This is a genomic window from Shewanella sp. SACH, assembly GCF_001887095.2.
Taxonomy (GTDB): Bacteria; Pseudomonadota; Gammaproteobacteria; order Enterobacterales; family Shewanellaceae; genus Shewanella; species Shewanella baltica.
Genome location: NZ_MPDG02000001.1, coordinates 660,677 through 685,148, shown reverse-complemented (window position 1 = coordinate 685,148; position 24,472 = coordinate 660,677). Strand labels below are relative to the sequence as shown.

Sequence of the window (24,472 nt, the reverse complement as noted above, 5' to 3'; positions counted from 1 at the left end):
TTTTAACGTTTTAGCCCTTCCACAGTGCAGCTTCAATCAAGTGAGCCACCTTCTCCACAGCAGCTTCACCAGCGGCAATCGCCTCATCAGCACGGTGAAACTCCATAGTGCCGATATTGCCAACCTCAGGCACAATACAAATATCTGGCGGATCGCCCATCAAGCGCGCCCGTTTATGTCTTTGCTCTAAAATGCCCATAGATTGCGACATTACAGCAATCATGCCTGGATTCGATTTAGTGCCAAGTGAAAACTTATCGGTCAGATTGCTGACATAATCTCGGCCACGGGCAAACAAATCCATAAATCCCGTTTCTTGTCGCGCTGACATATCCATTTCAGCTTCAACGTTTTTTTGGCTCGTCATGCTCACCGGCAATACTTGGATGCGACCAGAATGATAACCATATAAATCCACGGCTATCACTACATCGACACCCATGGCACGGCTAACAGAAACAGGCACTGGATTCACCACAGCACCATCGACAAGCCAGCGGTCACCTTGTCTCACAGGCGCCAAAATCCCCGGCATAGAGCAAGAAGCGCGCACCGCTTGACGTAAATCCCCTTCAGTAAACCAAATCTCCTGCCCAGAGTACAAGTCGGTCGCAACCGCCGCAAAAGGACGGTTGAGGTTCTCAATATTCACATCCCCTATTCGAGCTTGCAGCACATCAAATACCTTATCACCGCCGATAAGGCCGCCTTTACGCCATCGAATATCCATCAAGCCAAGTACGTCCCAGCTAGAGAAACTCCGAACCCATTCTTCTAATTCAGGTAAATGGTCATGGGCGTACGCGGCGCCCACTAAAGCGCCCACCGAACATCCCGCAACTTTATCGGGTTTGATCCCCATGGCGGCAAGACCATTCAACACGCCAATGTGCGCCCAACCTTTCGCAGCGCCACTGCCCAAGGCAATACCTACCGAAGGGGTTGTTCCGTTAGCCATAAATCATTCTCCTGTTACTCAATCCACTACACGATAACGTAAAATCCTTTCATATCCACTGTCAATTGGTGAAACCAAGGCAATTAAGTACTTGTAACATCGATGTAAACAAATGCAGGCAACTAAGTGTAAATGGTACACTTTCGCGATAAATCCATGCGTGAAGCAGAGATAATCACCGATGTGGATAGCTGAGTTAGGGCGATTAAGGCTATAATCTGCCCTTACTAAGATTTAGGGGATATACCTTTGCAATTTACCGATTTTTCTCTGGACCAGCGTCTGCTTCAAAGCATAAAACATATGGGGATCACAGAACCCACCGCCATCCAGGAACAAGCACTGCCTATCGCATTGGCAGGTAAAGATTTAATGGCGTCATCAAAAACAGGCTCAGGTAAAACCCTAGCGTTTTTGTTACCCGCATTGCAAAGAGTCATTTCTACCCGCTCACTGTCAAAACGCGATCCTAGAGTATTGATTTTATTACCGACCCGCGAACTAGCACATCAAGTGTATAGTCAGCTTCGCCTGCTGGTCGCCAACACCCAATACAAGGCAATCAGCGTTCTGGGCGGTGAAAACTTTAACGATCAAGCTAAAGCCCTAGCGAAAGAACCGCATTTTATTGTCGCGACGCCGGGCCGTATCGCCGATCATTTAGAGCAAAAACATTTATTCCTGAATGGGTTAGAGTTACTCGTGCTCGATGAAGCCGACCGCATGTTAGATTTAGGCTTTGCCCCGCAGTTGAAAGCCATCAACGATGCTGCCGATCATAAACGTCGTCAAACGCTGATGTTTTCTGCCACGTTAGATCATGACGAAATCAATGATATCGCGGCAACGCTGCTAAAAAATCCAGCGCACGTGGCGATTGGCGCGGCTCACTCTGAGCATAACGACATTCACCAACGCATCTTCTTATGTGACCACTTAGACCATAAAGAAGCGTTATTAGCCAGTTTACTTAAAGATGAAACCCACAAGCAAGTGATCATCTTTACTGCGACGCGCCCAGATACAGAACGCTTAGCCGCTAAATTAATTGAGCAAGGTTTTGCAACCGCCGCACTCAGCGGTGATTTAAAGCAAGCCGCACGAAACCAAATCATGGACCAATTTGCCCGTGGCCAACAACAAGTCCTAGTGACAACCGATGTTGCCTCTCGTGGTTTGGATTTGCTCAATGTGTCTTTGGTCGTCAACTTCGACATGCCTAAATTTGCCGAAGAATACGTGCATCGTATCGGTCGTACTGGCCGTGCTGGCGCGAAAGGTGATGCGATATCGCTCGTCGGACCTAAAGATTGGGACAACTTTAAGAAAGTCCAAGTGTTCCTTAGAAAGACCTTTGAGATCAGTACGATTCCAGGTCTAGAAGCTAAATTTAGTGGTCTAAAAAGCAAAGCCAAACAGACACCAGCAAAACGTGTTGCTAAAGCCGAGCTTGCTAAAGGTAAGAGCAAAAGAACTAAAGCAGCCACACCGGCGCCTTCACGGGATAAGCGTTTTATCACGGGCGTGGACATTGGCGATGCACCAATGCGTAAAAAGCCTGCTGCGGCGAAATTACTGCAAGACAATGATACAGAAGAAGTTTAGAACAAATTAAAGCATATATGCCGGTGGATTTAACATCAGATTTTATTTCTGATACACAACACATTGGCTGATCGAATACTGGGAATTGACGCACTAAGCGCATCAGTCTGTCGCCAAGCGAATCAAAAGCGCAGGGTAAACACTGATCCTCACGTCATTTCCAGCTACAATAGCGCTATTATCGATATTTTGAAGGTGTAACATGAGAGTTTGTGGTGTTGAATTAAAAGGTGGCGAAGCCATTATCAGTTTATTGAGCTATGAAGGTGAAACCTTCAATGTGCCAGAATGCCGTAAGGTGTCTTTCACCGTTTCCCAATCTGCTACCACAGAAGCTATTCGTGAGTTTCACTTCGCTTTTCATAAGCTTATGCAAGATTATCGTGTTGATGAAGTTGTCATCATTGAACGTGAACAAAAAGGTAAATTGGCGGGCTCAGCCACAAGTTTTAAACTTGAAGCAGCGATTCAATTAGGTGAATTACCTGTCAGCTTACTGTCTCCTGTCACTATCAAAGAGCAAAACAAGCGCAATCCACCACAGGTTGATTTCGATAGTTTAGATCTTAAAAAAGTGCAGCAGTTAGCTTTTGAAGCCGCTTACGCCCAGCAAAACCGCCGTATTTTCGGCAAAGTTTAAGTAATGCGATGACTCAGGCTCCGAATTCATTCGGAGCCCAATCCCCTATGAATCCATTAAAATACTTAAGCGGTTACAGCCCAGATATCCAACAGCAGGTACAGCAACATCTCGATGCTGGCACATTACCCAAGCTACTGCTGAAACGACATCCTGTCATACATAGCGTTCGCAGCGATAAAGCGCTGTACGACTACACCCAAGCGATTAAGAACCAATTTTTACGCCAGTCGTCCCCGCTCTCAAAAGTGATCTTTGATGACAAAATTAACATTAGTCATCATGCACTTGGCTTACATTCCTACGTCGCGCGAGTTCAAGGCAATAAAATCAAAGCTAAGAACGAAATTCGCATATCTTCACGTTTGAAGCGTGTACCTGAACCCTTATTACGTATGGTTGTCGTACACGAATTAGCCCATTTAAAAGAAAAAGATCACAACAAGGCTTTCTATAATTTGTGTACTCATATGGAGCCGGATTATCACCAGTTTGAATTTGATTTACGCTTATTATTGACCTGTATCGACGCCAACATATCCCCTTATTCCGCAGATAAAGCCGACACTTGACCTTAGTATATTTTTCGCTCACAACTTGACTGATAATAGTTTTCATTTAGAATATTGAAGTATCTCACGCTGCAGAATTCAGTAACGACAATGACGAAACAGAATATCGATAAACTTTTGAGCAAGTGGTGTAAAAAACAAGCTAAAAAGTTACTCAAAACACAGGCAAGATCTGTTTCAAGTTCAGGAAAAGCGATTCCATCCTTATCTCATCTGAACAGCCTGACTGATAAATCTTTGACGAATAAAAAAGCTCAGCGCAAACACCTCACCAAATTACTCACGAAGCACATTTCACAACAAGAATTTACCCATAGCGATAAATCCGCACTCAAGAAACAGTTAAAACTGGTAAAGGCTACGTTTATTGCAGCGAATGATGCAACATTTTCATCGACTATGATTACTCGGCTCACTCCTTTACCCACAGAACACAGCTTTGCATTACGTCCTTTTAAAAAGTCTCCCTGCGGTGGCTGTCCCGCTCTAAAAGGTAAACTGTGTAAGTGTGCATTAAAAGTGATGCAAAGACGCCAAGCAAGCTGATAGACGCTATTTAACGCTAGGTATTTAGTTCTGTTCAGTCCCTAATAAAGAGTGCTAGTTAGCTTTAAAGGTCATCAGCTGCCAAATTGAGTCTCTTATTGTCCAAGAGAATAACTTGCTAACAGAAACTCCTCAGAACCGCTCCATTTATCCCCCGAGTTTTTATCGCCACAACTACGAATCGAATAAATTTTAAAGCTTCCTTACAACTCGAAGAATACTTGTGATAGCAGAAAAATATCTACAAGAAGAATGATGGAAACAAAAATGCCGATGAAATTTACATTTCATCGGCATTAATAAAATCTTAGAACGCTTATTCAAACTTGGCGAGACTTAGTTCTATTAGCCAAGGTTCATCATAGCTTCACGACTCTTCACCATATTGGTAAATGTGCGTAAGTCTTGATTCGCTAATTTGCTAGACATAGGGATATCCGCTTTCAACGGGTCAACAGGTTTACCATTGATATGGAATTCATAATGTAAGTGTGGACCCGTTGAGCGACCAGTATTACCTGATAAAGCAATCACTTGGCCTCGAGTCACTCGCTGACCTTTACGTACAAGCGCCTTAGATAAATGCAGGTAACGGGTACGATACTTACCACCGTGGTCAATCACAATATACTTACCAGCGAACTGGTGATCAGTCACTAAACTAACAACACCATCACCAGGAGCAATCACTTTAGTGCCTATTGGCACTGAAAAGTCGGTTCCGTTATGGGGTGAAATACGGCCAGTAATTGGATGTTTACGATATGGATTAAAACGAGAACTCATGCGGGGTTGTTTAGCTAATGGATAACGCTGGAACGCACGTACTAAACTCTGGCCCTTGGCATCGTAATAACTGCCGTCAGTATATTGAAATGCACTAATTTCAGAACGACCGGTTTTAATACTCACGCCTAAAATTTGGCTACTACCCGTCGCTTCACCTTCAACATATTGATCATTTACCAAAACAGAGAATTTATCGCCAACGCGTAAATCACGGGCGAAATTCAATTTTTCTTTGAGTAAATCTTCAATCCGCTGAATGTCAGCCGCAGCTAAACCCATTTTTTGTGCAGAGACGTAAAATGAACCTTTAATATCGCCAGATATAATACGATTTTGCCAAACGCCTTCAACGTTGACTTCTTCAACATTAAAACTGCCGTCTTCATAGCGTGTAAACACCACTTGGCGAGCAGCGTTAAAATAAAGTTCTAATTTCTGTAATTGGCCTTCGTTATCGAGCCAAAATTGCATTCTGTTACCAGGCAATAAGGTATCAAGTGCCAAAATATTTAAATCAGCTTCTAACACCTTATACATGGTCTGCTGATCAACACCCGCTTTCGAAAATAACCCACTTAAGGTATCACCAGAAACGATAATTCGCTCAAACTGTGGAGCGTTATTAATAAGGGTTGCTTGATCTTGGACTTCAGGTTCAGAAACTTGGGGGAGAATATTTTCAATATCGAGGACAACAGGGATACGCTGAGCAGTTGGCACAACATGACCATTATTCGGCATTAACATAGCAGCGCCAATCAACAAACCACCCATTAATAGAATGTTTTTTTGGGTCGATGATAAGTTCTGCAAACGGGTTTGCGATAAGTTGATAAAGTTGGGTTTGCCTGTCTGCAACGCTTTTCACCTTTCGTTAACTTTGCGTTTTATTTTTGAACCAGTCCCTATGAGGGAAGCCCGAATTTTTTCCAACTTATCCCAAAAATCCCATTATGACAAATGCTATTTCGTACTTTTACCTGACTATTAACAAGAAACATGCGCCAGTTGGCATTTTCAACTCAGTTTGCGCACATTATCCTAATGTTAAACACGCAAGAGTCACAATAAATAACATATACAAAACAGCAGGTTATTTATTTGACTCTGAGAGAACGAGCGACTAAGGCAAAACTATCGTCATTTCGCTCCCATGTGAGGTTTTATTGATGTCGATGCGAGTATTTATCTGCTCTTTCATCTCAGAAACGTGCGAGATCACCCCTATCATGCGGCCCGAAGACTGCAGATCCATCAAGGTTCGAATCGCCAATTCCAATGAATCTTGGTCTAAACTGCCAAAGCCTTCATCGATAAATAAGGTGTCGAGTTTGATCCCCCCAGCATAAGCTTGCACCACATCGGATAGCCCTAACGCCATGGACAAGGCCGCCATAAAACTTTCGCCGCCGCTTAAGGTTGCCACAGGGCGCACTTTTGAGGTGTAGGCATCTTCCACTTCTAACTCGAGCCCAGACGCCTTGTTGCCCTTTGCTCTATCTTCCTTGCGCAGCAAGCGATAACGTCCCTTACTCATCAGATGCAGCCTATGGCTCGCTTCGAGTAACACATCGTCGAGCAGTACGCTTAATACAAAACGCTGCAAACTGATCTTATTGCCTGTTTTCCCATTCGCCACATCGGCAAGCGTGCCGATAACTGCATATTCATCGTCTAACGCCTTAGCTTTCGTATCTGCAATACTGAGCTGGGTTTGAGTTTGGGTCAGTAGTACTGTGCGAGTGTGAAGCAGCTGCCATGCCTGCTCTGCTGCGTATAATGCTTGCTGTGCCGACTCAAGCTCGGCTGCGAGCTTAATGCTATCGGGTGGCACTTTATCTTTGAGCCTCAGCGCTAACTGCTCGCACTGCGCCTTGGTCAAAGCACTGCGCTGCTGGTAAGCCTCAATCTCGCTGGCTAATGCATGCAGTTGCTCTTCATCCAGCATGGCCGCAAATAAGGCCTGTTGGTCGGTAAATCCCGCTGCGACTAATTGCTGATTGAGTTGCTGCTGGGCACGCGTTTGCTGAACTAATGCCGCCTCAGCGGTATTTTCGGCACCATTCAATGCAGCTTTAGCTGCAACAAAGGTTTGCCCTGTTTGTTGCTGAAGCGCCCTCACGTCAGCAATCTGCTGTTTAATCTGGCTTATCTGTTGCTGGTTTTGCGTGATTGCTGCGGTTAATGCCTCAAGCGTTCCAAGCGCAGGTGGGACGCTTTGCTGCATGTGCGCCAACTGCCCCTGCAATAAATCCACTTTAGATTGCAGCGCACTATCGTGTGTTTGTCCTTGCTCCAGCTTTTGTTGCAGATGCGTTTCCTGCGCGTGCAACAAGACAATTTCTTGCTGTAACTGCTGCAAATCTTGATGAGCTTGCTCAGCTTGCGTGAGTGAGAAAGCATATTGCGACAAGGTATGCGCATGTTCATCTTGAGAAATATCAACCGCTGTGCCCAATTGGGCCGCGAGATCTTGCGCTTGTTGCTGCAAGGTTTCTAACTGTGTCTGTAATCCGCGATATTCCGCTCTGGCTTTGCTCAGGACTTCTTGGGCCATCGTTTCAGCGTCTTGGGCCAATTGCAGCACTTCATCACTTGGGAGCGGCTCTTGGCTCTGTGCTGGCTGTGGATGGGTTTGGCTGCCACAGACAGGACAAGGTTCATCTTGCTGTAATTGCCGCGCTAAAATGGCTGCCTGTCCTTGGTGCCAAGTCAATAATAGGGCTTTATGCGCAACCTGTGCTTGCTGATGCTCGGCATTGAGTTGTTGCCCTTGCGCTTTCGCATTGGCAAGTTTTGCCTGTGTCGACGATACCCTTGCCGCCACTTGTTGCCATTGCTGATAAGTCGACAATAACTGCTGTTGCTGCTGGTGCGCCTGTTGCAATGAGAGGCGAGTGTCGCTATTAGCCTGCAATGGTGGCAAAGCCGATTCCAGTTCACGGCGTTTTTGGGTTGCGGCGGTTAACTCATTTTTACTGATCTGAAGCTGTGCTTTAGCCCTAACTAACTGCGCTTGCTCTTGATCGAGAGTTTTATTGAGTCTATCCAGTTCCCTAAGCTGCGGCCCCAGCGCATTCAGTTGCTGTTTGGCTTGTTCCTGTTCCAGTAGCGACGCTTCCAATACGGGCAAGTCTTGCGCTTTGAGCTCGGCATCATCAAAGGCTTGCTTGGCCTGAGTCAGTGCCGTTTGCGCATGACTAAAGGCGAGATTGGCGGCTTGTGCTTCTTGTTCACGGGCTAAAAACACCTCAACCATAGGCGCTAAACGCTGCGCTTGTTTAGCTAAGTTCAGTTTGTGGGTTTGCGCGACTATGCTTTCTTGCTGCGCCTCGAGCGCTGCTGCGGTTTGAGTTAAGGTATCAAACTGCGCAAATTCAGCCAGTAGATGCTGGGCGGCATCGCTGGCTTTAATGATTAATTGTTGCTGCTGTAATGCTTGTTCCTTGGCACTTTGAGCGAGCGCAAGTTCAGGTGTTAGCTTGGCTAATTCATTGCTTAGCTCGTCATCGGATGCTAAGCCCGCACTTTGTAAAATACCATCGCGGCGGCTGCGTTGTTCTTTCACTAAGGCGCTGATATCGGCAGCCTTATTTTTTAAGGTATCTTCAATCCGACGATAAATATGCGTTTGAAATAACTGACTAAATATCAGCTCGCGCGCTTTAGAGTCCGCCATTAATAATTCGCGAAACTTACCCTGAGGTAATACCATCACTTGGCGAAACTGCTCCACATCGAGCCCAGTCAAAGCTTCAATCTCAGCGGTGGCCTCGGACACTTTGCTGGCAACTAATAAGCTTTCATTGCCATCGGCGTCAATTTTATAGAGCTGCGCTTCGGGCTTTTGCACTGTCGAGCCGTCACCGCTTTTCTTAACTCTGTCTTGCTCTGGCACCCGGCGAATACGATAGCTGTTACTGCCGAGCTGAAAACTGAAAGTGACTTCTGTTAGTAAACTATCGTCGGCCATATCGCAGCGCATTTGGCTGCCTTCACGCTCATTACCTGTGGTTTTGCCATAGAGCGCAAAACAAATGCCATCGAGCAAGGTCGTCTTACCCGCGCCTGTGGGCCCGTTGATGAGAAATAACGGATTGCTTCCAAGGGCTGTAAAATCAAGTACCTGAGTCGATGCAAAGGGACCAAAGGCTGACATTGAAAGGTTAAGGGGTCTCATGCTTGGCGCTCCTCATTGTGTAGCTTAGTCAGCAGGTCATCCATCACAGCTTGCTGTGCCTGCGTCAATGACTCGCCAGACACCTGGGAGAAAAAGTCACAAAACATGTCCATCTCGCCTTTTTTGATATGATCCCGGCTCAAAGCAACTTGCTGCTGCCCCGCCATCAAGCCTGTCCGCTCTAAATGCAGCACATTAGGGTAGACGGCCCTAAGTTTGCCCATAGCGTCTAAAATAGCATGTTTATCGAGGAGCCTGACCATAAGGTAATCCTCACGCTTTGCATCCGTTTTACCTTGGGCGAGTAAAGTGTCTAACTCCCCTTCTAAGATGCGGACATCACGCATCGACGTTAACGGCAATAAACGGATATCAATCGGCGTTTGCGTGCCCAGTTCGACTAAGGTCACCGACTTGTGTTGATGTTGTTCGCTAAAGGAATACTTCAAAATCGATCCTGAGTAACGCACATGCTCGGCGCCTTTATATTGCGGTCCGTGTAAATGTCCAAGGGCGACATAATCAAACTCAGTAAAGAGCTTTGGCGATATTTTATCGGCGCCACCAATACTGAGCGGTCGCTCTGATTCTGACTCACTGCCACCATCCAAAAAGCAATGGCTGATCACCACCTTGGGTAAGCCTTGGCTATCGTGCTGACGCACTTTTTCCAGCAACACATCCATGGCCATTTCGTGGCTCGATGCCTCACACTCAAACACTTGGCGAACTGTTGCAGGTTCAGCGTAAGGCAAGGGATAAAAAACCACATCACCGCTTGTACTCGACAAAGTAATAGGATGAATATCAGCACTCAAAGGTCCAATAATATGTAACCCGCTTGTCGCCATTTGTTTTGCCGCAAATCCTAAGCGCTCATGGCCATCGTGGTTACCGGCAATCATAATCACTTGCAGGCCTAAATCTTGTACTAAGCGGTTGAGCACATCATCTAACAACGCAACCGCGTTTGCTGGCGGAATCGATCTGTCATAAATATCCCCCGCCACAATCACAGCATCCACCTTATGCTCATCTGCTAATGCAATAATTTGCTCGAGCACAAAGGCTTGATCATCCAGTAATGACTGATTGTGTAACTGACGACCTATGTGCCAGTCCGAGGTGTGGATAAATTTCATAATCGCTCTTTTAAAAAAGTGGTAGCGCTAAACCTGAGCGCATGTGCCGGCACATCAACGCAAAAATAAGGCAGACGAGATAGACACTGCACGCATGCAAATCGGGTTAAATCGTATTAAATAAAGACATAGCGTTTAAATGCACATAGAAAAATGAGAAGCCTAAAAAGTGCATTAAAATTGACAGGTTATACTATTCAAAAACCTTGAAAGAGTATACCTATTGCAAAGTAGGAAGAGACGTTGCGATCATCTTTAGAGGATATTCTGAGCGATATCCACCTCAGCTAAACTTATGAGCCAAGGTGAACGTCACTCAGATAAGATAAGATAAAAATAAAATAACTTAAGCTTACGCGCGAAGATTAACTAATCCGCCGTTTAAGGCTGCGCTTATTGATAAGAAACAATCAATTAGAATAAGTGATATTGCGTCGCGAGGAGTTTAAAGCTCATGGCAAGAGACATAGTCACCACGAGCGGCTTGATGATCTTCGTGCCTTTAGTCACAACCAGACGAGAACCCAAAGTTGCGCCAATCGCTTGTCCTGCGAGCATGACTAAACCCAATAACCAAATCACTTTGCCGCCCAAGGCGAAGAAGATCAGCGAAGCTATATTGGTTGAGAAATTAAGTAGTTTCGCGTGAGCCGTAGCCTTAGCCAGACCAAAACCTGCTAACGATACAAAAGCCAGCGCAAAAAAGCTGCCAGTGCCAGGACCAAAAAAACCATCGTACAATCCCACACCTAACGCGGCAGTGAACGCAAACGCGGTAGGTGTCAGCACTTGATGCTTATCGTCTTCAGAAATCTTTTTCGAAAATAAGAAGTAACAACCAATTGCCAAAATCAAAAATGGCAACATTAATTCCAGCACTTTGGTATCGACAAGTTGAACGAGAATAGTGCCCAATGCCGCGCCGATAAACGCACAGATCAAAGCTAACTTTACGGATTTAAGATCCACGAGTCCTTTACGGACAAAGTACAAGCTCGCAAAAAAACTGCCGCCACAGGCCTGCAGCTTATTTGTGCCTAAGGCAACCGCAGGCGGCAAGCCAGCCCACATGAGTGCAGGAATCGTCAACAAGCCACCGCCACCGGCGATAGCGTCGATAAAACCTGCCACCATAGCGACGGCAAAAAGTATCGCAGCGATTTGTAGCGTCAGTTCAAATTCCATAATGATTTATTATTCTTCTGATAAAAAAAGGGAGTGATTGCTAGGCATTAGACTGCGTTTGCCAAATAAACGCAAAGGAGTTATTGTCGTCACTGCGTGAGTTAAACTCACACAAAATCTGTAATCCTGTTCTAATTCCCCAACTGTAGGACATCAAATGTTGACCGAACTGCCGCCACTCAATTCCCTCCGTGCTTTTGAAGCGGCTGCACGCTTGCAGAGCATGACATTAGCCAGCAAGGAGCTGCATGTCACCCATGGTGCGGTCAGTAAACAAATCCGAGTGTTAGAGGATTATTTGGGTTTTGCGCTTTTTGTGCGCTTACATAAAAAAGTCAGTTTAACCGATGAAGCCAAGCGCTATTTGCCCCATGTCCAAGCCGCGCTGCAAACCCTGTCAAGTGCAACGAGTGACCTACGTCGCCAGCCTTCTAAGCCACAAACCTTAGCCATCAATGTGCTGCCAAGCTTAACCATTAATTGGCTCATCCCGAGAATGGAGCAGTTTAAGTCCCGCCATCCGCACCTTTATGTCGATTTATCGATTGGTGACTTTGCAGTGGACTTTAGCCAAGGCCGTTATGATATTGCGATTCGCAGCTGCACTGCTATTCCTAAGGGCGCGAATTATATCAAGCTGATGGATGAGGATTTGTGTTTGGTTTGCGCGCCTTCGTTAGCGCCAAAACTGCAAAATATCGAAGATATCAATCACGTCACCTTACTGAAACACACTACAAGACCCGAACTGTGGGAATATTGGGCAGAAAAAGTGGGCTTAACACTCACTCAAGCACAAACCTTTGGCGTCGAGCATTTCTACATGCTGAGCCAAGCCGCCGCCAGTGGCATGGGTGCAGCGCTTATTCCGCGATTTTTTATCGAAGAGCAATTGGCAAACGGCAGCTTAGTCATCCCCTTCGACGCCCCTTTCACCAGCCCCTATCGCTATTATCTGCTCACACCCAAATCTCCTAGCTTGCCGTTAAAAGCCCAAGCCTTTATCGACTGGTTATTAGAAGTGTTTGCCCCTTATCGCCACTAAACAACATTTGGAATTTCACAGTTTCAGCAAGCTGCGATAACGCTCTATGTGACAAATGAGACTATGAAGTGCTGAAAAAAATGCAGCAAATGATCGCAGAAAAACGGCAATAAAAAACCACCAAGAAGGTGGTTTTTTAGACTCAAAGGTCAAAGCAAATCAGCATCAGTGATTGCAATGAGCACCGTGAACATGCTCATGGTCATCATCTTCCATAAACTCGTCATCACCGTCTTGGTGTTGCATTACGCCCCAACCGTCGGTCATACCACCGAATTCGGCGGCAAAATCATTCAACATGACTTCTTGCTCAACCAAAGTATCGTAATCAGGTACCATATTGAGGCAAACAATGATTTCCCACTTGCCCAGCTCATCATTCAGATTCAGCTCAAGCTCGCCTTGCAAGTCAGAATTTGTGAGTTCTTCTAACGCCGTTTCAGCATCACGTTGGTCATCAAAAACCAAAAAGAAATCAACATCTAACTCTTTTGTTAAATCGATTCCTGCTTCAGCCATTGCGGCCAGCATTTTACCATTGTCATCATCTGGAAATTGCATATCTTGCTCCACTGTTTCAGGCTTATTCTGCCGCAATGATTTGAACTGATTCACCATTAAAGCTGACGATATCGCCCGCAATAATTTTTTTACGTTTACGAGTTTCAACTTCACCGTTCACTGTGACTTGACCTTCCTCGATAAAATGCTTGGCTTCGCCGCCGGCATTGCTCATGCCCTGCACTTTTAATACTTTGTACAATTCAATGAAATCTTCGCCAGAATGCAAAGCCAATTGATTAATTTGCGCCACTTAATACACGCCTTCTAAAAATAAACCTGCGGCATTATACCAGCACCGCACAAAATCCGCTGAAGATAATTTGGCTAGAGACGTCTTTCATCGGCGAGTAAACCGAAGACCGATTCATCGAGCCAGTTTTTACCCATTTTGAATTGCTGCCTGAGTAAACCTTCAAGCCTGAAGCCACACTTTTCAAGAACCCGCGCCGATGCATGATTATCTTTGGCGCAATGACCAACAAATTTATGCACATTAAAACTTAAGCAGGCCCAATCAATGACCGCCATTAAGCTCTCAGTCGCATAACCTTTGCCGTGGCCCTCTGCGGCCAGCAAGTAACCCACTTCTGCACGCTGCTCATCAAGGCTTTGACAATAAAGGCCTGTTAACCCGACAAATTGCCCTGTATCGACGGTCTCAATCACTAAGGTGAGCCAATCGCCAGAACCGTAAAACCAAGTATCGGAGCGCTGCTGAAACTTACTGCGGATCACCTCTTGCGACTCAGGAACTCGCACATAGCGATTAATCTCAGGATCGCTGTGCAACGCATAAAAATGTTCCCAGTCACTATCTTGTAAGCTTCTGAGTTTCAATCTATCGGTATAGAGTTCCAGCATAGTGACTCCGTGATGAGCAGATAAAACAAAAACGGCAGCAAACGCTGCCGTATCAAACAAGCTGTATCAAATAAGCCGTAAAACTTATGCGCGGCTGGTCACTTCAAGTAAATGAAAACCAAACTGCGTTTTAACTGGACCTTGCACTTCGTTTAATGGCGCGCTGAAGACGACTTCATCAAACTCTCTCACCATCATACCAGGACCGAATGAACCCAATTCGCCGCCTTGGGCGCCTGATGGGCAAGAAGAGTGCGCGCGAGCAATTTGAGCGAAATCTGCGCCTTCCAATATTTGCTGTTTCAGCGCTTGGCATTGCTCTTCGCTGCTGACTAACAAATGTCTTGCTGTTGCCTGGACCATAGTAAAACTCCTGTGAGGATCATGAGACATTTGCCCCAAATATCATTGAATTCCCATTAAAACAGCCGTTTTAACAGGTTTTGAATCAACAGTATAAAAACTTTCTGTTGAATAAAAAAGTCTTAAAATGCCGTCATTCACATCAAAGTCAAATAACGGCATATTACGGGCTAAGCCTGTTTAGACGCTATCCAACGATCGATTTTGTTCTCCATGACCGCCATAGGTAATGAACCTGATGTGAGGATTTGATCGTGGAACGCTTTTAAATCAAATTTATCACCCAAGGCTTTTTCAGCGCGGGCGCGCAGTGCCAGGATCTTCAGCTGACCGACTTTGTAAGACAAAGCTTGACCAGGGATCGCCATATAGCGCTCCACTTCAGCGACTATGTCACTTTCAGCCATCGGCGAGTTGTCTTTCATGTACTGAATAGCTTGTTCACGACTCCAGCCTTTTGAATGAAGACCAGTATCCACCACTAAGCGCATCGCACGCAGCATTTCATCGGAAAGCTTGCCAAAATACTGGTAAGGATCCGTAAACAAGCCCATCTCAATACCTAAGTACTCAGCATAAAGTGCCCAACCTTCCTCGAAAGCCGTATAACCACTGAAACGCTGGAACTCAGGCACACCGGTTAGCTCTTGCTTGATCGCAATTTGGAAATGATGCCCAGGAGCAGCCTCGTGTAAAGATAAGGTCGTCATTCCCCACTTTGGCTGCGCCTTGAGGTTATAAGTGTTGATATAGAACACGCCAGGACGACTGCCATCCACCGCTGGCGATTCGTAAGAAGCACCCGCCGCAGATTGTTCTCTGAAGCTTTCAACCGGCTTGACCACGTAATCAGCTTTTGGCATCACATTAAAGTAGTTAGGCAGCACTTGATTGATTTTATCTTTCAACACCATATAACCATCAATCAAACCTTGACGATCACTGTAGAAATACTGAGGTTCGGAAGATAAAGACCCGAAAAATGCTTTCAAATCGCCCTTAAAACCGACTTGCTCACGTACCTTATCCATCTCAGATAAAATTCGCGCCACTTCACTTAAGCCAATTTGATGAATTTCATCCACAGACATAGTGGTGGTCGTATGTGAGTTAGCCAGATGCTGATACCAAGCTTTGCCGTTAGGTAAACCAGACCAACCATCAGTCGCCCGCGATTTAGGTAAATAGGTTTGCTTAAAGTAATCACGCAAGTCCGTCAACGCTGGCACGATACGTTCGGCTATCATGGCTTGATAACGAGCTGTCAATTCCGCTTTATCTTGCTCAGAAAAACTCTCAGGGAAATGCTGAATGGGCGAGTAGAAAATGCTCTGAGTCGCATCAGTCGTTAGCATAGCGTCTAACTGGGGAATAATGCGCTCTACCAACACCCGAGGTAGCACCACTTTACTTTCAATGCCTTGATTCATCCGATTTTCAGCAAGTGCTACCCACTTGATGAAACCATCGACTCTCTGTTCCCAATTACGATAATCTTGAACAGTATTAAAAGGTTGTGCACTCTCGCCACTTCCCAACTGCACCATGGTAATAACAGTACTATAGAACTGGCTTATCGGCATAAAGCGAGATGGGAAAGTTTCGTCCACTAACGCCATATCACGGTCATAGACAAACAGGTCATAACTTAACTGCAAATCAGCGGGCAGTTGCTTTGGATCTATCGCGCGCACCTGAGCTAAATAGTGAGTATTAAGATCATGGCGAGCCTTGAGGTAATCTTCGGTCAGATCCCCGCCAAAATCGGCGTTATAGTCATTAACGCCGACAAAAGTGGCGTAGATGGGCTCAAGCTTTAGGTAATCTTTAAAATAAGCATCCACAAGCGCTAAATAACGCTGCTCGGCCGTTTGTGTTTCGCCCTGCTCTGCAACTGCATTAGCTTGGCTGTTTTCTTGAACTGCAGTGGCTTCAGGCTTAGAACAGCCTTGAAGGGTGAAGATTAACGCTATCGATCCTGCCAATAAACCCAATTTCATTTTAATATTTCTCCTTTTTGGCCCGCTATTGCAGAACTGTTTCTATACTTAGTTCAAGGTCTGCTATCGGAGTTAATCTATGATCTACTCGTTCCGCAACTCAGGTTTCAGGGATCCAGAAACTGGAGTCTATAACCAAACCTATTTCATGGAAGTATTCAACCGAGAATGGCATCGTCACATGAGAGAACACCAAAGCTTGGTACTATTGTATCTGTGCCCTCACATTCATGAAACCGTCAAACAACCCCATTTACTCGAATTCTTTACCAAACAAGTGCAGGAAGCACTATTAAGAGCAACAGATATGATTGCTAGGCTTGATCATAATCACTTTGCGCTGGGTTTATTCAACATAGATGAGGTGGGAACTGAGGTAGTATTAAAGCGAATAGAACAACAAATATCTGACTTTAACCAAGATTTTGGTAAAAATCATAAGCTGACAATCGATTATAAACTTGCCGCCTGCATTTGCTTACCGACGCAAGAAAACAAAATCGAGTCACTCTTCAGTAATGTCAGCCAACTCTCACAAGATCTTGAAAAAAGCCATGATCAATCACAAGCTTTAATCCGCTTGCAGTAAGCTTGTGTTGTAAATTAGTACCAAAGAAAAAGCCCCTTTCGGGGCTTTCAAATTCAAACGCTAAACTGCCAAGCGATTACAGTGTGATGTTATGCATACGTGCTTTCTCTTTGATATAAGAGATATAGCTATTTGCACTCTTCTCAGTCTTCTTATCATTAGCAGCTAATACTGCACGGTTATAAGCTGACTTGTACTGTTTCAAACTTAAATGAGCCAAAGCTAATTCGAAGTTTGCTTCGCCAGGATGATCAATGCCCATGGATATGGCTTTTTCAAGCACAGGGATCGCAGCAGTGTATTGTTCATCCAAGTTTAGTAAGCGACCTTGTTTCAGGTAAGTCTTACCATCCTTGCTTATAGCGGCAGCTTTACCATAATAATCAGCTGCTTGCTTAAACTCTTTAGCATTTTGATAGAAACCAGCCAAAATCTCTAAGGACTTAGCATCCTCAGCAATCAAGCCTGATTTCATGTGTTTCTGATACACTTTAGCAGCTTGATATGGAGCACCTTTCTGTGCCATCAATTGTGCTAAACGGGTAATGTTACCTGCGCTATCTAAGAAACCATTTCTATAAGCTAAATCGTAAGTAGCAAGAGACTTATCATAGTCTTCAACCATCAAATAAAACTGCGCTAATTGAACCCACAGTCTGCCATCTTCAGGGAATAATGGCACCATGACTTCTAACACGCCAACAGCTTTCTTATACTTCTTCTGGTTGAAGTACGCTGTCAGTTTCATCTGATACAGACCTTTATCAGGAGCTTCAGCTAATGAAAGACCTTTATCGGCCACTTCAATCACTTTATCCCACTGTTTTAGCTCTGAATGCGCAATACCAATACGGCGGTACATTTGAGAATCCGCTTTACAAGTGAATTCCATCCACTTGTAATAGTAAGGAATCGCTTCCTTAAACTTCTTCTCTTGTAACAGCAAATCAGCATAAAGACGCATAGTTGCAGCATGATCAGTTCCACCCAAAATATCAGCTTCAACAGCTTGTTTTAGGTACTTGATCGCGGTATCCATTTTGCCTTTCTCGGCATAAAAGTTACCTAACATGCGTGCAACATAAGCCTTATCGAAGTCGTTCTTAGCATTAGCTTCGAGCAAAATCGCAATAGCTTCATCTAACTGGCCATTAGTATAAGCTTCGAACGACTTTTGAACTTTCTTCGCTGCTCCTTCGCCTACCGCTTTAGATTGTCGTTTGTCGATAGGACACTTTTCTTCCGCAACCGCAGAAGAAAGCGTTAATGTCCCGCCACTAACAGAAAGCAATAATAGAGCTGCGATTTTATTAACATTACGCATCGTTATTTGCCTCCCTTATCTAAGGTAAAGTCCAGTTGCACTGTCTGACCAGGTTGTTTCAGTGGCTTGCCATCAACAATCTTTGGCTTGTACTTCCACTTCTTCAGTGCGCGAATCGCTTCTTTATCAAATAAACGCTTTGGCTCTGCTTGAATAACTTCAACGTCATCGATACCACCGAGTTCGTTGATGGTGAAACGAAGTTGTACCCAACCTTCTTTACCATCACGCGCCGCAGCAATTGGATACTGAGGTTCGATACGAACGATAGGCGTTGCATCACCATCGCGAGTCATCATATTGCCTAATTTAAAACCAGTACTTGCACCGCCAGCTTCTACACCACCCATATTGAACGACATTGCCGTATCAATATTACTTGAAGATTCTGGTGGCGTTGCATCAGGCTTCTGTGGCTGCTCTGGTGGTGGTGGTGGCTTAGGCACTACCCTTGGCTTATTCTGTGCTTTTGAATCCTGTCTATCCATAGTGATTTCAATTACAGGGGTCTCGGCTGATGTTTCGCCGCGCTGTGCGCCGCCACCAACCAAGAACGCCATAAAAGCGAACAGACCAAAAGTCACAGCAGCACCAATAATGATCGATACTAGTGCTCTTAGCATATTAATCGTTCCCCGCAGATACCGAAATTTTATCTATACCAGCCGCTTTCACTTGGTCTAGAACTTTAACAACTAAGCCGTGTAGTGCGTCTTTATCTGCCTGAATCAATACAGCAGCTTCAGGAGCTTCAGCCAGCATACGCTCAACGTTTGCTGTTACACGTTCGATATCAACCTGACGGTTTTCCATCATGATCACGCCCGTTTTACTGACGCCGATAAAGATGTTCGCCGAAGGCTTTGAAGTCGCTTGTGAAGCTTTTGGTTTGTTATAGTCCAAACCAGATGGTTTCACGAATGACGTTGTTACAATGAAGAAGATTAGCATGATGAACACGATGTCGAGCATCGGTGTCATATCAATTTGCGCTTCCTCATCTATACTGGAATGCTTTTTACGTGCCATGTTCAATCTCTCTCTAGTGGTGCGGCATGCTGTCTTTTAGCTTTTCTAAGCTGATCTTCATTTTGGCATCAAGGCGAGTACTGAAGAATACTCCCGATAATGCTGCAACCATACCTGCCATCGTAGGCATAGTCGCCATTGAAATACCAGCCGCCATCAAACGAGCATTACTCGTCCCCTGAACTGCCATCACATCGAACACTGAAATCATACCCGTTACGGTACCTAACAAACCTATCATTGGGCAAATTGCCACTAAGGTTTTAATAATCAGCATACGTGCATTCAAATCTTGCTTCGCTTGGGACATCCAAGCTTCACGGATACGGTGTGCATACCAAGAGGTGGTTTCCTCTCTGGCGTCCCATGCAGCTATGATTGCTTTATGTTGCTTTGGTGATATCCAATTAAGATACCAATAACGCTCAAGCATCAAGACCCACATTAAGAACAGAACAGCCGCTACAAGCCAGAGGACGTCGCCTCCGGAGGCCATGAAGCCCCTGACGGAATCCCAAATGTCCATCAGGTATAGCATCATTAGTCAGCCCTCTTCTCAGCATGTGCTGCGATGATACCAGCACTTTGCTCTTCAAGGATCTGAACGATTGACTTGCTACGCGCAACAACAATTGCATGCATCAACATTAACGGCAGAGCAGCAACCAGACCTTGAACTGTAGTGATAAGCGCCATAGAAATACCGCCAGCCATCAGTTTTGGATCGCCAGTACCAAATAATTGGATACTTTGGAAGGTTGCAATCATACCCGTTACTGTACCTAACAGACCCATCATAGGTGCGATAGCGGCCAGTACTTTAATGATTGAAATACGCGCTTCTAATGCTGGAGTTTCTTTCAGAATCGCTTCATCAAGTTTTAACTCTAACGTTTCAACATCAACGTCTTTATTTTCTTGGTAAACTTTTAAGATACGACCTAAAGCGTTATTACCAGGCTTATCGACGTTCTTACGTTGGCTATTAACACGAGCGCCAATGATAGTCATAGTGACTAGACGTTCGATAGAGATTAATAAACCTAGTGCTAATAGAGCAATAATGATGTAACCGATAGAACCACCGGCTTCTAAACGGTCTTCAAAACTAGCTTTGTTAGTGAAGATGTTTAGCAATACACCGCGAGCAGGGTCAACATAAAATGGTGCAGTACCTGAAGTGATTTTTTCCCAGTCAGCAACCGCGCTAACTTGGTAACCTTCTGGTTGTTGAGATAACTGCTGAATTAAACCTAACTCAGGGTTATAAACAACGTACTTGCCATCAGCAGTTAAGTTGTAAGCACCAACACGATGGATAGTCGTTGTTTTAACGCTTCCGTCGATACCAGTAACAGAACCTTCAAACTTAACAACCTTGCCAGACTCAGCCATTTCAAACAGCTGTTCTTGCCAGAATTGCTCTAGTTCTTCAATTTTAGGTAATTGTTTACGAGCACCTAAATCAGCGATGAATTTATCACGATTTGGGTATTGAGCGCTGATGTTTGAGCTTGCCAGTTTACCCGCGAAATCACCGGCTTCACCTTTTACCACACCAAACATTTCACCCAAGTCACCTTGAGCAGTTTTCAGGTCTTCTTCTAACTGAGCAATTTTACGCTCGTTATCCAAGAACGCTTGGTTTAAATCTTTGCCACGTTGTTTTTCAGCAGCTAAAGCATCTTTTTCACGCTTTAACAGTGCAGCTTTATCACCACGTTCTGCTTGGAATTCTTGCTCGCGTTTGCTGTTGATTTTGCCTTCTGCAGCGCGTTCAACTTTAACTTGTTGCAATAATTGGTCAATCGACTTAGGCGCATCTGCAGCGCTAGCCATACCAGCAGTTAAAGAGAAACTTGCAGCCAACACAGCTGTAGTAATTAACTTCTTCATTATTGTGCAGTCTCCGCAGCAGGAATTGGTAACGCAAATAGATCTAGAGCACCTTGTTTACGGGCAATGCGGATACCTTTAGTCAGTTCACGCAAATAGCTGTCATCTAACTTGTCCCAACCCTTAGATTCTGGGTTGTACATCCAGCCAGTCTTTTGATCTAAACTCTGTGCATAAAGAGCAACACGACCTAAGTTAAAAAAGTCAACTAACACTTCTTTGCCATCTAGGTTTAACTTACCTTGGTTAACAGCAACCGCACTACCATATTCACGCTCGATGCTATAAGCATCAAGAATTAAACGGTATTTTTCGGCTAAGGTCACTTCAGCAGTGTTAAGAAGGTTTTTCAGCTCATTAACACGATTAGTACGTACTTCAGAGTTGAAAGGTAAATCTAATTGAACAAACTGTTCTAACGACTCAACCATTTTAAACATTAATGGCACTACGCCTTGGCGAAGTTTATCAACACCATTGATGTCACCTTGCACTGAGTCCATTGTCTTTTGTTGATCAGCGACTAAGCTGGCAACGTAATCGTTATATGATTTCAGTGATTCGCGCTCATCAGCGACAGAACCATACTCAAAGAGCATGTCTTGTGCTTGATCGAAATACTTATCAACGTTCTTTTGCGACGCAGCAGCATCAGCATGGATCATACTATCCGCTTTCTGCACGTCGGTAAGAGGATCTGCAACAACGAAGTTGCTGCTCGCTAATGCCAGCACGCCAACAAGTGCAGTAGCGATTTTTGTTCTATTGCTTACCTTGGACATAGTTCCCAACCAATTTGAAGTGAATAAAAAGGTTTAACTTACCAGCAACAAAACGAGAAGCAATAAATGCTCGCCGAAAAAATTACTGTAAGTTCGTCTTTCTCTTGTGATTCTTAGTTTTTTCTTCCCTTTCCTACGCCCTTACAGGCATAGACCCGCTGGCATCATTTCACAAAATGTTGACCTGTGTCAACATTTCGGTCGGCTAAAAACTAGTGTAAAGAAGCGCTAATGATAAAAAATTTTACTAAAGGTGTTTTTTTAAACAATACATCACCAACAAAGTTAATTTAATTGAGCAGCCAAAATAAAATATCGATAAAAAACATTAAATTTCATAACCTTGAAATGAATCATCTTTGACCCGGCTGATTTTGTTAATTAACATTTTTCAACATGAAACTAACTCAAGCAGGTAATCTTTACTTGCATCTTAATTTTTGGAAAGAGAATTTTTATAGAATGTAGAGCATGGATTAATTAATCAAGGCAACCTTTATAATAGCTGTAACTAAAAATAGCTTATCTAACCTAGGTTCGATTTAACGAGCTATAACTTAAAACCATGCACGTTTCGGTGTCTTGATCGCTCTATTTGAGAGATATTTTTTAACTGATCGTTGATGGTTTCTATGATGAAACCTCTCGACAGCATCGCTCTATGGTTCTATGGTGTTGTTGAACAAATCATGAACTAATTGGTGTTGAAATCATCAGATTTCCTAACTAATCTTCTGGGTGGATGAAGCAGCAATAAATGCGCAGTACTACCATGAGCATCATGGCAAGCATGATTGCGGGTTTAGCAATAGTGATGTTCAATTGAAACCGCGTTGATGATTAAACGCATCTTTAGTTTATTGTTGCGTGCGCTAGAAGGCTTCACAACTCATTATTTACGTTGATGAATGTTCCACTAACATCACCTGGTTACATCTCTAGCAGTAAACGCGCTAAGACATATATGATCACCTCGGGTTTAGCAAGGTCAATGTCCTACTTTGTTCAAACTACATTTACGTTAATCGATAATTCAACTTTCACAACGGGGTATCAGTCGTTAATGGTCGCGGTCTTGCGACATATATCCGGCGTCTGTTGCGCCCTAATGAGATCCAAATTGACGTTTTACCCTCCTTGGCATCCACATGGCCTCGAAGGCCACAGTCCCGTTCCGGTTTTGGGTAAGACAAACCGTTTAACTCATTAATACCATTACCGCTGTTGTGCTTTGATGGGCATTTATCTATTTAACCTGAACTCGGGATAAGAAATGTTGAACTAATGGCCCTCCAAGTGATCGGATCTTTCAACCAAGAGAAATCCCATCACACCAGAGCGCCTATGCATAAATTAGTGGAAGTGTTTTGCGATGTCGATGATTTTTCGTTGTTTTCATTCCTGAATGGGAAAAAACGCTGTTAACCGATGGCACACGCAAGCGTCAACTCGTGGCCGTATGAAGATGAGCGAAGTGATGACCATTTCAGATGTCTCACCACCGTGATCTCAAGAACTTCTACATCGGCTATCTGGCTCATTTCTACAAATCCGCTTTTCCAATTTACTCAGCTATACCCGCTTTCTTGAAGTGACGCCCACTGCTTTAGTGCCGCTTTGCAGCTACTTTGCCAGCCTCAAGAGTGACCCCACTGGCATCGAATTTGTTGATTCAACCAGCATCAAAGTGTGTCACAACCTACCTATTCATCGCCATAAAACCTTGGCGGGACTGGCGTGCAGAGGTAAAGGTACTATGGAGTGGTTCTATGGCTTTAAGCTGCATTTGATTGTGAATCATCAACGCGGAATAGTGGCGGCCAAAGTGACCCCTGCGAATGTACACGACACAAAACCGGTGAACGAGATGGTGCAAAGTGATATGAATAAACTCTATGCAGATAAAGGGTATATCAGTAAAGCACTGTCCAGTGAATTGCTGGAGAAAGGCGTCACACTGGTGACAAACGTGCGTAAGAATATGAAAGCAAAAGCGATGGCGTTGTGGGATAGAGCGATGCTGTCGAGACGTTTCATCATAGAAACCATCAACGACCAGTTAAAAAATATCTCTCAAATAGAGCACTCTAGACACCGCAGCGTGCATGATTTTATGCTCAATATGATTGCAGGAATCATTGCCTATCAATTGAAAGCAATAAGCCACAACTGAACCTCACTAACATGGCTCGTTATCAGGTTAAATAGGTTGATATCCATCGATTGACACTGGTTCTACTGACCTTGAACATGCTTGCTACAGGCGGTACGAGAATGACCTTCGCTAAAATGGAGTAAGATAAGATGCTTAGGTGCGTTTTTCTCAGATTTAGCTAAGGCAGCAGCGCAGCTATGCTGAGATTTCGCATATTCAATATGGTTAGAACATAACAATCAATTAG

General features: G+C 44.4%; 22 protein-coding genes and 4 pseudogenes. 8 read left to right on the top strand and 18 right to left on the bottom strand.

Annotated features, from left to right (window positions below):
* Positions 1–10: 10 nt before the first annotated feature.
* Positions 11–958 carry a patatin-like phospholipase RssA gene (gene rssA, locus BM607_RS02820; RefSeq protein ID WP_006081176.1) on the bottom strand — a complete coding sequence of 316 codons (948 nt, stop codon included), beginning with the start codon at positions 956–958 and terminating at the stop codon, positions 11–13.
* 249 nt (positions 959–1,207) lie between these two features.
* On the opposite strand from rssA, the gene BM607_RS02815 reads away from it, so the two are divergent.
* The 4 genes from BM607_RS02815 (at position 1,208) to BM607_RS02800 (ending at position 4,321) form a co-directional block, all read left to right on the top strand.
* Entirely contained in the window at positions 1,208–2,563 is a 1,356-nt protein-coding gene (locus BM607_RS02815; RefSeq protein WP_071938978.1) for a DEAD/DEAH box helicase, read from the top strand.
* A gap of 202 nt (positions 2,564–2,765) precedes the next feature.
* The gene (locus tag BM607_RS02810; protein ID WP_006081174.1) at positions 2,766–3,203 is read left to right on the top strand and encodes a DUF3010 family protein; all 438 of its coding nucleotides are present in this window, start codon (positions 2,766–2,768) and stop codon (positions 3,201–3,203) included.
* Positions 3,204–3,250: 47 nt separating this feature from the next.
* Positions 3,251–3,775 carry a M48 family metallopeptidase gene (locus tag BM607_RS02805; RefSeq protein ID WP_006081173.1) on the top strand — a complete coding sequence of 175 codons (525 nt, stop codon included), beginning with the start codon at positions 3,251–3,253 and terminating at the stop codon, positions 3,773–3,775.
* A gap of 90 nt (positions 3,776–3,865) precedes the next feature.
* A complete protein-coding gene (locus tag BM607_RS02800; RefSeq protein WP_071938979.1) occupies positions 3,866–4,321 on the top strand; it encodes a hypothetical protein in 456 nt (151 codons plus the stop codon).
* A 345-nt stretch (positions 4,322–4,666) separates the two neighbouring features.
* Here BM607_RS02800 and BM607_RS02795 read toward each other — a convergent pair whose 3' ends face one another.
* The 4 genes from BM607_RS02795 to BM607_RS02780 all read right to left on the bottom strand — a co-directional run bounded on the left by BM607_RS02795 (position 4,667) and on the right by BM607_RS02780 (position 11,617).
* Positions 4,667–5,968 carry a peptidoglycan DD-metalloendopeptidase family protein gene (locus BM607_RS02795; RefSeq protein WP_006081171.1) on the bottom strand — a complete coding sequence of 434 codons (1,302 nt, stop codon included), beginning with the start codon at positions 5,966–5,968 and terminating at the stop codon, positions 4,667–4,669.
* A gap of 265 nt (positions 5,969–6,233) precedes the next feature.
* Positions 6,234–9,290 carry an SbcC/MukB-like Walker B domain-containing protein gene (locus BM607_RS02790; RefSeq protein ID WP_071938980.1) on the bottom strand — a complete coding sequence of 1,019 codons (3,057 nt, stop codon included), beginning with the start codon at positions 9,288–9,290 and terminating at the stop codon, positions 6,234–6,236.
* A complete protein-coding gene (locus BM607_RS02785; RefSeq protein WP_071938981.1) occupies positions 9,287–10,432 on the bottom strand; it encodes an exonuclease SbcCD subunit D in 1,146 nt (381 codons plus the stop codon). Before BM607_RS02785 ends, BM607_RS02790 begins: the two co-directional genes overlap by 4 nt.
* A 414-nt stretch (positions 10,433–10,846) precedes the next feature.
* Entirely contained in the window at positions 10,847–11,617 is a 771-nt protein-coding gene (locus BM607_RS02780; RefSeq protein ID WP_006081168.1) for a TSUP family transporter, read from the bottom strand.
* 157 nt (positions 11,618–11,774) lie between these two features.
* Between BM607_RS02780 and BM607_RS02775 the strand changes: the two genes are divergently transcribed.
* Entirely contained in the window at positions 11,775–12,662 is an 888-nt protein-coding gene (locus BM607_RS02775; protein WP_012088834.1) for a LysR family transcriptional regulator, read from the top strand.
* A 165-nt stretch (positions 12,663–12,827) separates the two neighbouring features.
* On the opposite strand, the gene BM607_RS02770 is transcribed toward BM607_RS02775, so the two are convergent.
* The 5 genes from BM607_RS02770 to BM607_RS02750 all read right to left on the bottom strand — a co-directional run bounded on the left by BM607_RS02770 (position 12,828) and on the right by BM607_RS02750 (position 16,450).
* Complete coding sequence (locus tag BM607_RS02770; RefSeq protein ID WP_011846490.1) at positions 12,828–13,223, bottom strand: ribonuclease E inhibitor RraB; 396 nt, start codon at positions 13,221–13,223, stop codon at positions 12,828–12,830.
* 22 nt (positions 13,224–13,245) lie between these two features.
* Complete coding sequence (locus BM607_RS02765; RefSeq protein WP_006081165.1) at positions 13,246–13,476, bottom strand: RNA-binding S4 domain-containing protein; 231 nt, start codon at positions 13,474–13,476, stop codon at positions 13,246–13,248.
* Between the two features lie 74 nt (positions 13,477–13,550).
* Complete coding sequence (locus tag BM607_RS02760) at positions 13,551–14,087, bottom strand: GNAT family N-acetyltransferase (protein ID WP_071938982.1); 537 nt, start codon at positions 14,085–14,087, stop codon at positions 13,551–13,553.
* An 84-nt stretch (positions 14,088–14,171) separates the two neighbouring features.
* Positions 14,172–14,450, bottom strand: a complete 279-nt coding sequence (locus tag BM607_RS02755) for a peptidylprolyl isomerase (RefSeq protein WP_006081163.1) — start codon at positions 14,448–14,450, stop codon at positions 14,172–14,174.
* Between the two features lie 170 nt (positions 14,451–14,620).
* On the bottom strand, positions 14,621–16,450 hold the full coding sequence (locus BM607_RS02750; RefSeq protein WP_071938983.1) for a DUF885 domain-containing protein: 1,830 nt from the start codon (positions 16,448–16,450) through the stop codon (positions 14,621–14,623).
* Between the two features lie 79 nt (positions 16,451–16,529).
* On the opposite strand from BM607_RS02750, the gene BM607_RS02745 reads away from it, so the two are divergent.
* A complete protein-coding gene (locus BM607_RS02745; RefSeq protein ID WP_071938984.1) occupies positions 16,530–17,039 on the top strand; it encodes a diguanylate cyclase in 510 nt (169 codons plus the stop codon).
* A gap of 76 nt (positions 17,040–17,115) precedes the next feature.
* On the opposite strand, the gene BM607_RS02740 is transcribed toward BM607_RS02745, so the two are convergent.
* From BM607_RS02740 to BM607_RS02710, 7 genes and pseudogenes are all read right to left on the bottom strand, one after another.
* Entirely contained in the window at positions 17,116–18,363 is a 1,248-nt protein-coding gene (locus BM607_RS02740; protein ID WP_071938985.1) for a tetratricopeptide repeat protein, read from the bottom strand.
* 2 nt (positions 18,364–18,365) lie between these two features.
* Positions 18,366–18,986: an energy transducer TonB gene (locus tag BM607_RS02735; RefSeq protein ID WP_012588011.1), complete on the bottom strand. Its 621-nt coding sequence runs from the start codon at positions 18,984–18,986 to the stop codon at positions 18,366–18,368.
* Between the two features lies 1 nt (position 18,987).
* Complete coding sequence (locus tag BM607_RS02730) at positions 18,988–19,392, bottom strand: biopolymer transporter ExbD (RefSeq protein WP_012588012.1); 405 nt, start codon at positions 19,390–19,392, stop codon at positions 18,988–18,990.
* A gap of 13 nt (positions 19,393–19,405) precedes the next feature.
* The gene (locus BM607_RS02725) at positions 19,406–19,933 is read right to left on the bottom strand and encodes a MotA/TolQ/ExbB proton channel family protein (RefSeq protein WP_006081157.1); all 528 of its coding nucleotides are present in this window, start codon (positions 19,931–19,933) and stop codon (positions 19,406–19,408) included.
* The gene (locus BM607_RS02720; protein ID WP_012588013.1) at positions 19,933–21,288 is read right to left on the bottom strand and encodes a MotA/TolQ/ExbB proton channel family protein; all 1,356 of its coding nucleotides are present in this window, start codon (positions 21,286–21,288) and stop codon (positions 19,933–19,935) included. Before BM607_RS02720 ends, BM607_RS02725 begins: the two co-directional genes overlap by 1 nt.
* Positions 21,288–22,070: a DUF3450 domain-containing protein gene (locus tag BM607_RS02715; RefSeq protein WP_006087403.1), complete on the bottom strand. Its 783-nt coding sequence runs from the start codon at positions 22,068–22,070 to the stop codon at positions 21,288–21,290. Before BM607_RS02715 ends, BM607_RS02720 begins: the two co-directional genes overlap by 1 nt.
* A 553-nt stretch (positions 22,071–22,623) precedes the next feature.
* Positions 22,624–22,731 (bottom strand): annotated as a pseudogene (locus BM607_RS02710) (transposase); the annotation flags it as partial.
* 65 nt (positions 22,732–22,796) lie between these two features.
* Here BM607_RS02710 and BM607_RS02705 point away from each other — a divergent pair.
* Positions 22,797–23,031: pseudogene (locus tag BM607_RS02705) on the top strand (transposase); the annotation flags it as partial.
* Positions 23,032–23,414: 383 nt separating this feature from the next.
* A pseudogene (locus tag BM607_RS02700) lies at positions 23,415–24,278 on the top strand (IS982 family transposase).
* Here the strand turns inward: BM607_RS02700 and BM607_RS21750 are convergent.
* Positions 24,272–24,446, bottom strand: a pseudogene (locus tag BM607_RS21750) (helix-turn-helix domain-containing protein); the annotation flags it as partial. The pseudogenes BM607_RS02700 and BM607_RS21750 overlap by 7 nt on opposite strands.
* Positions 24,447–24,472 lie beyond the last annotated feature (26 nt).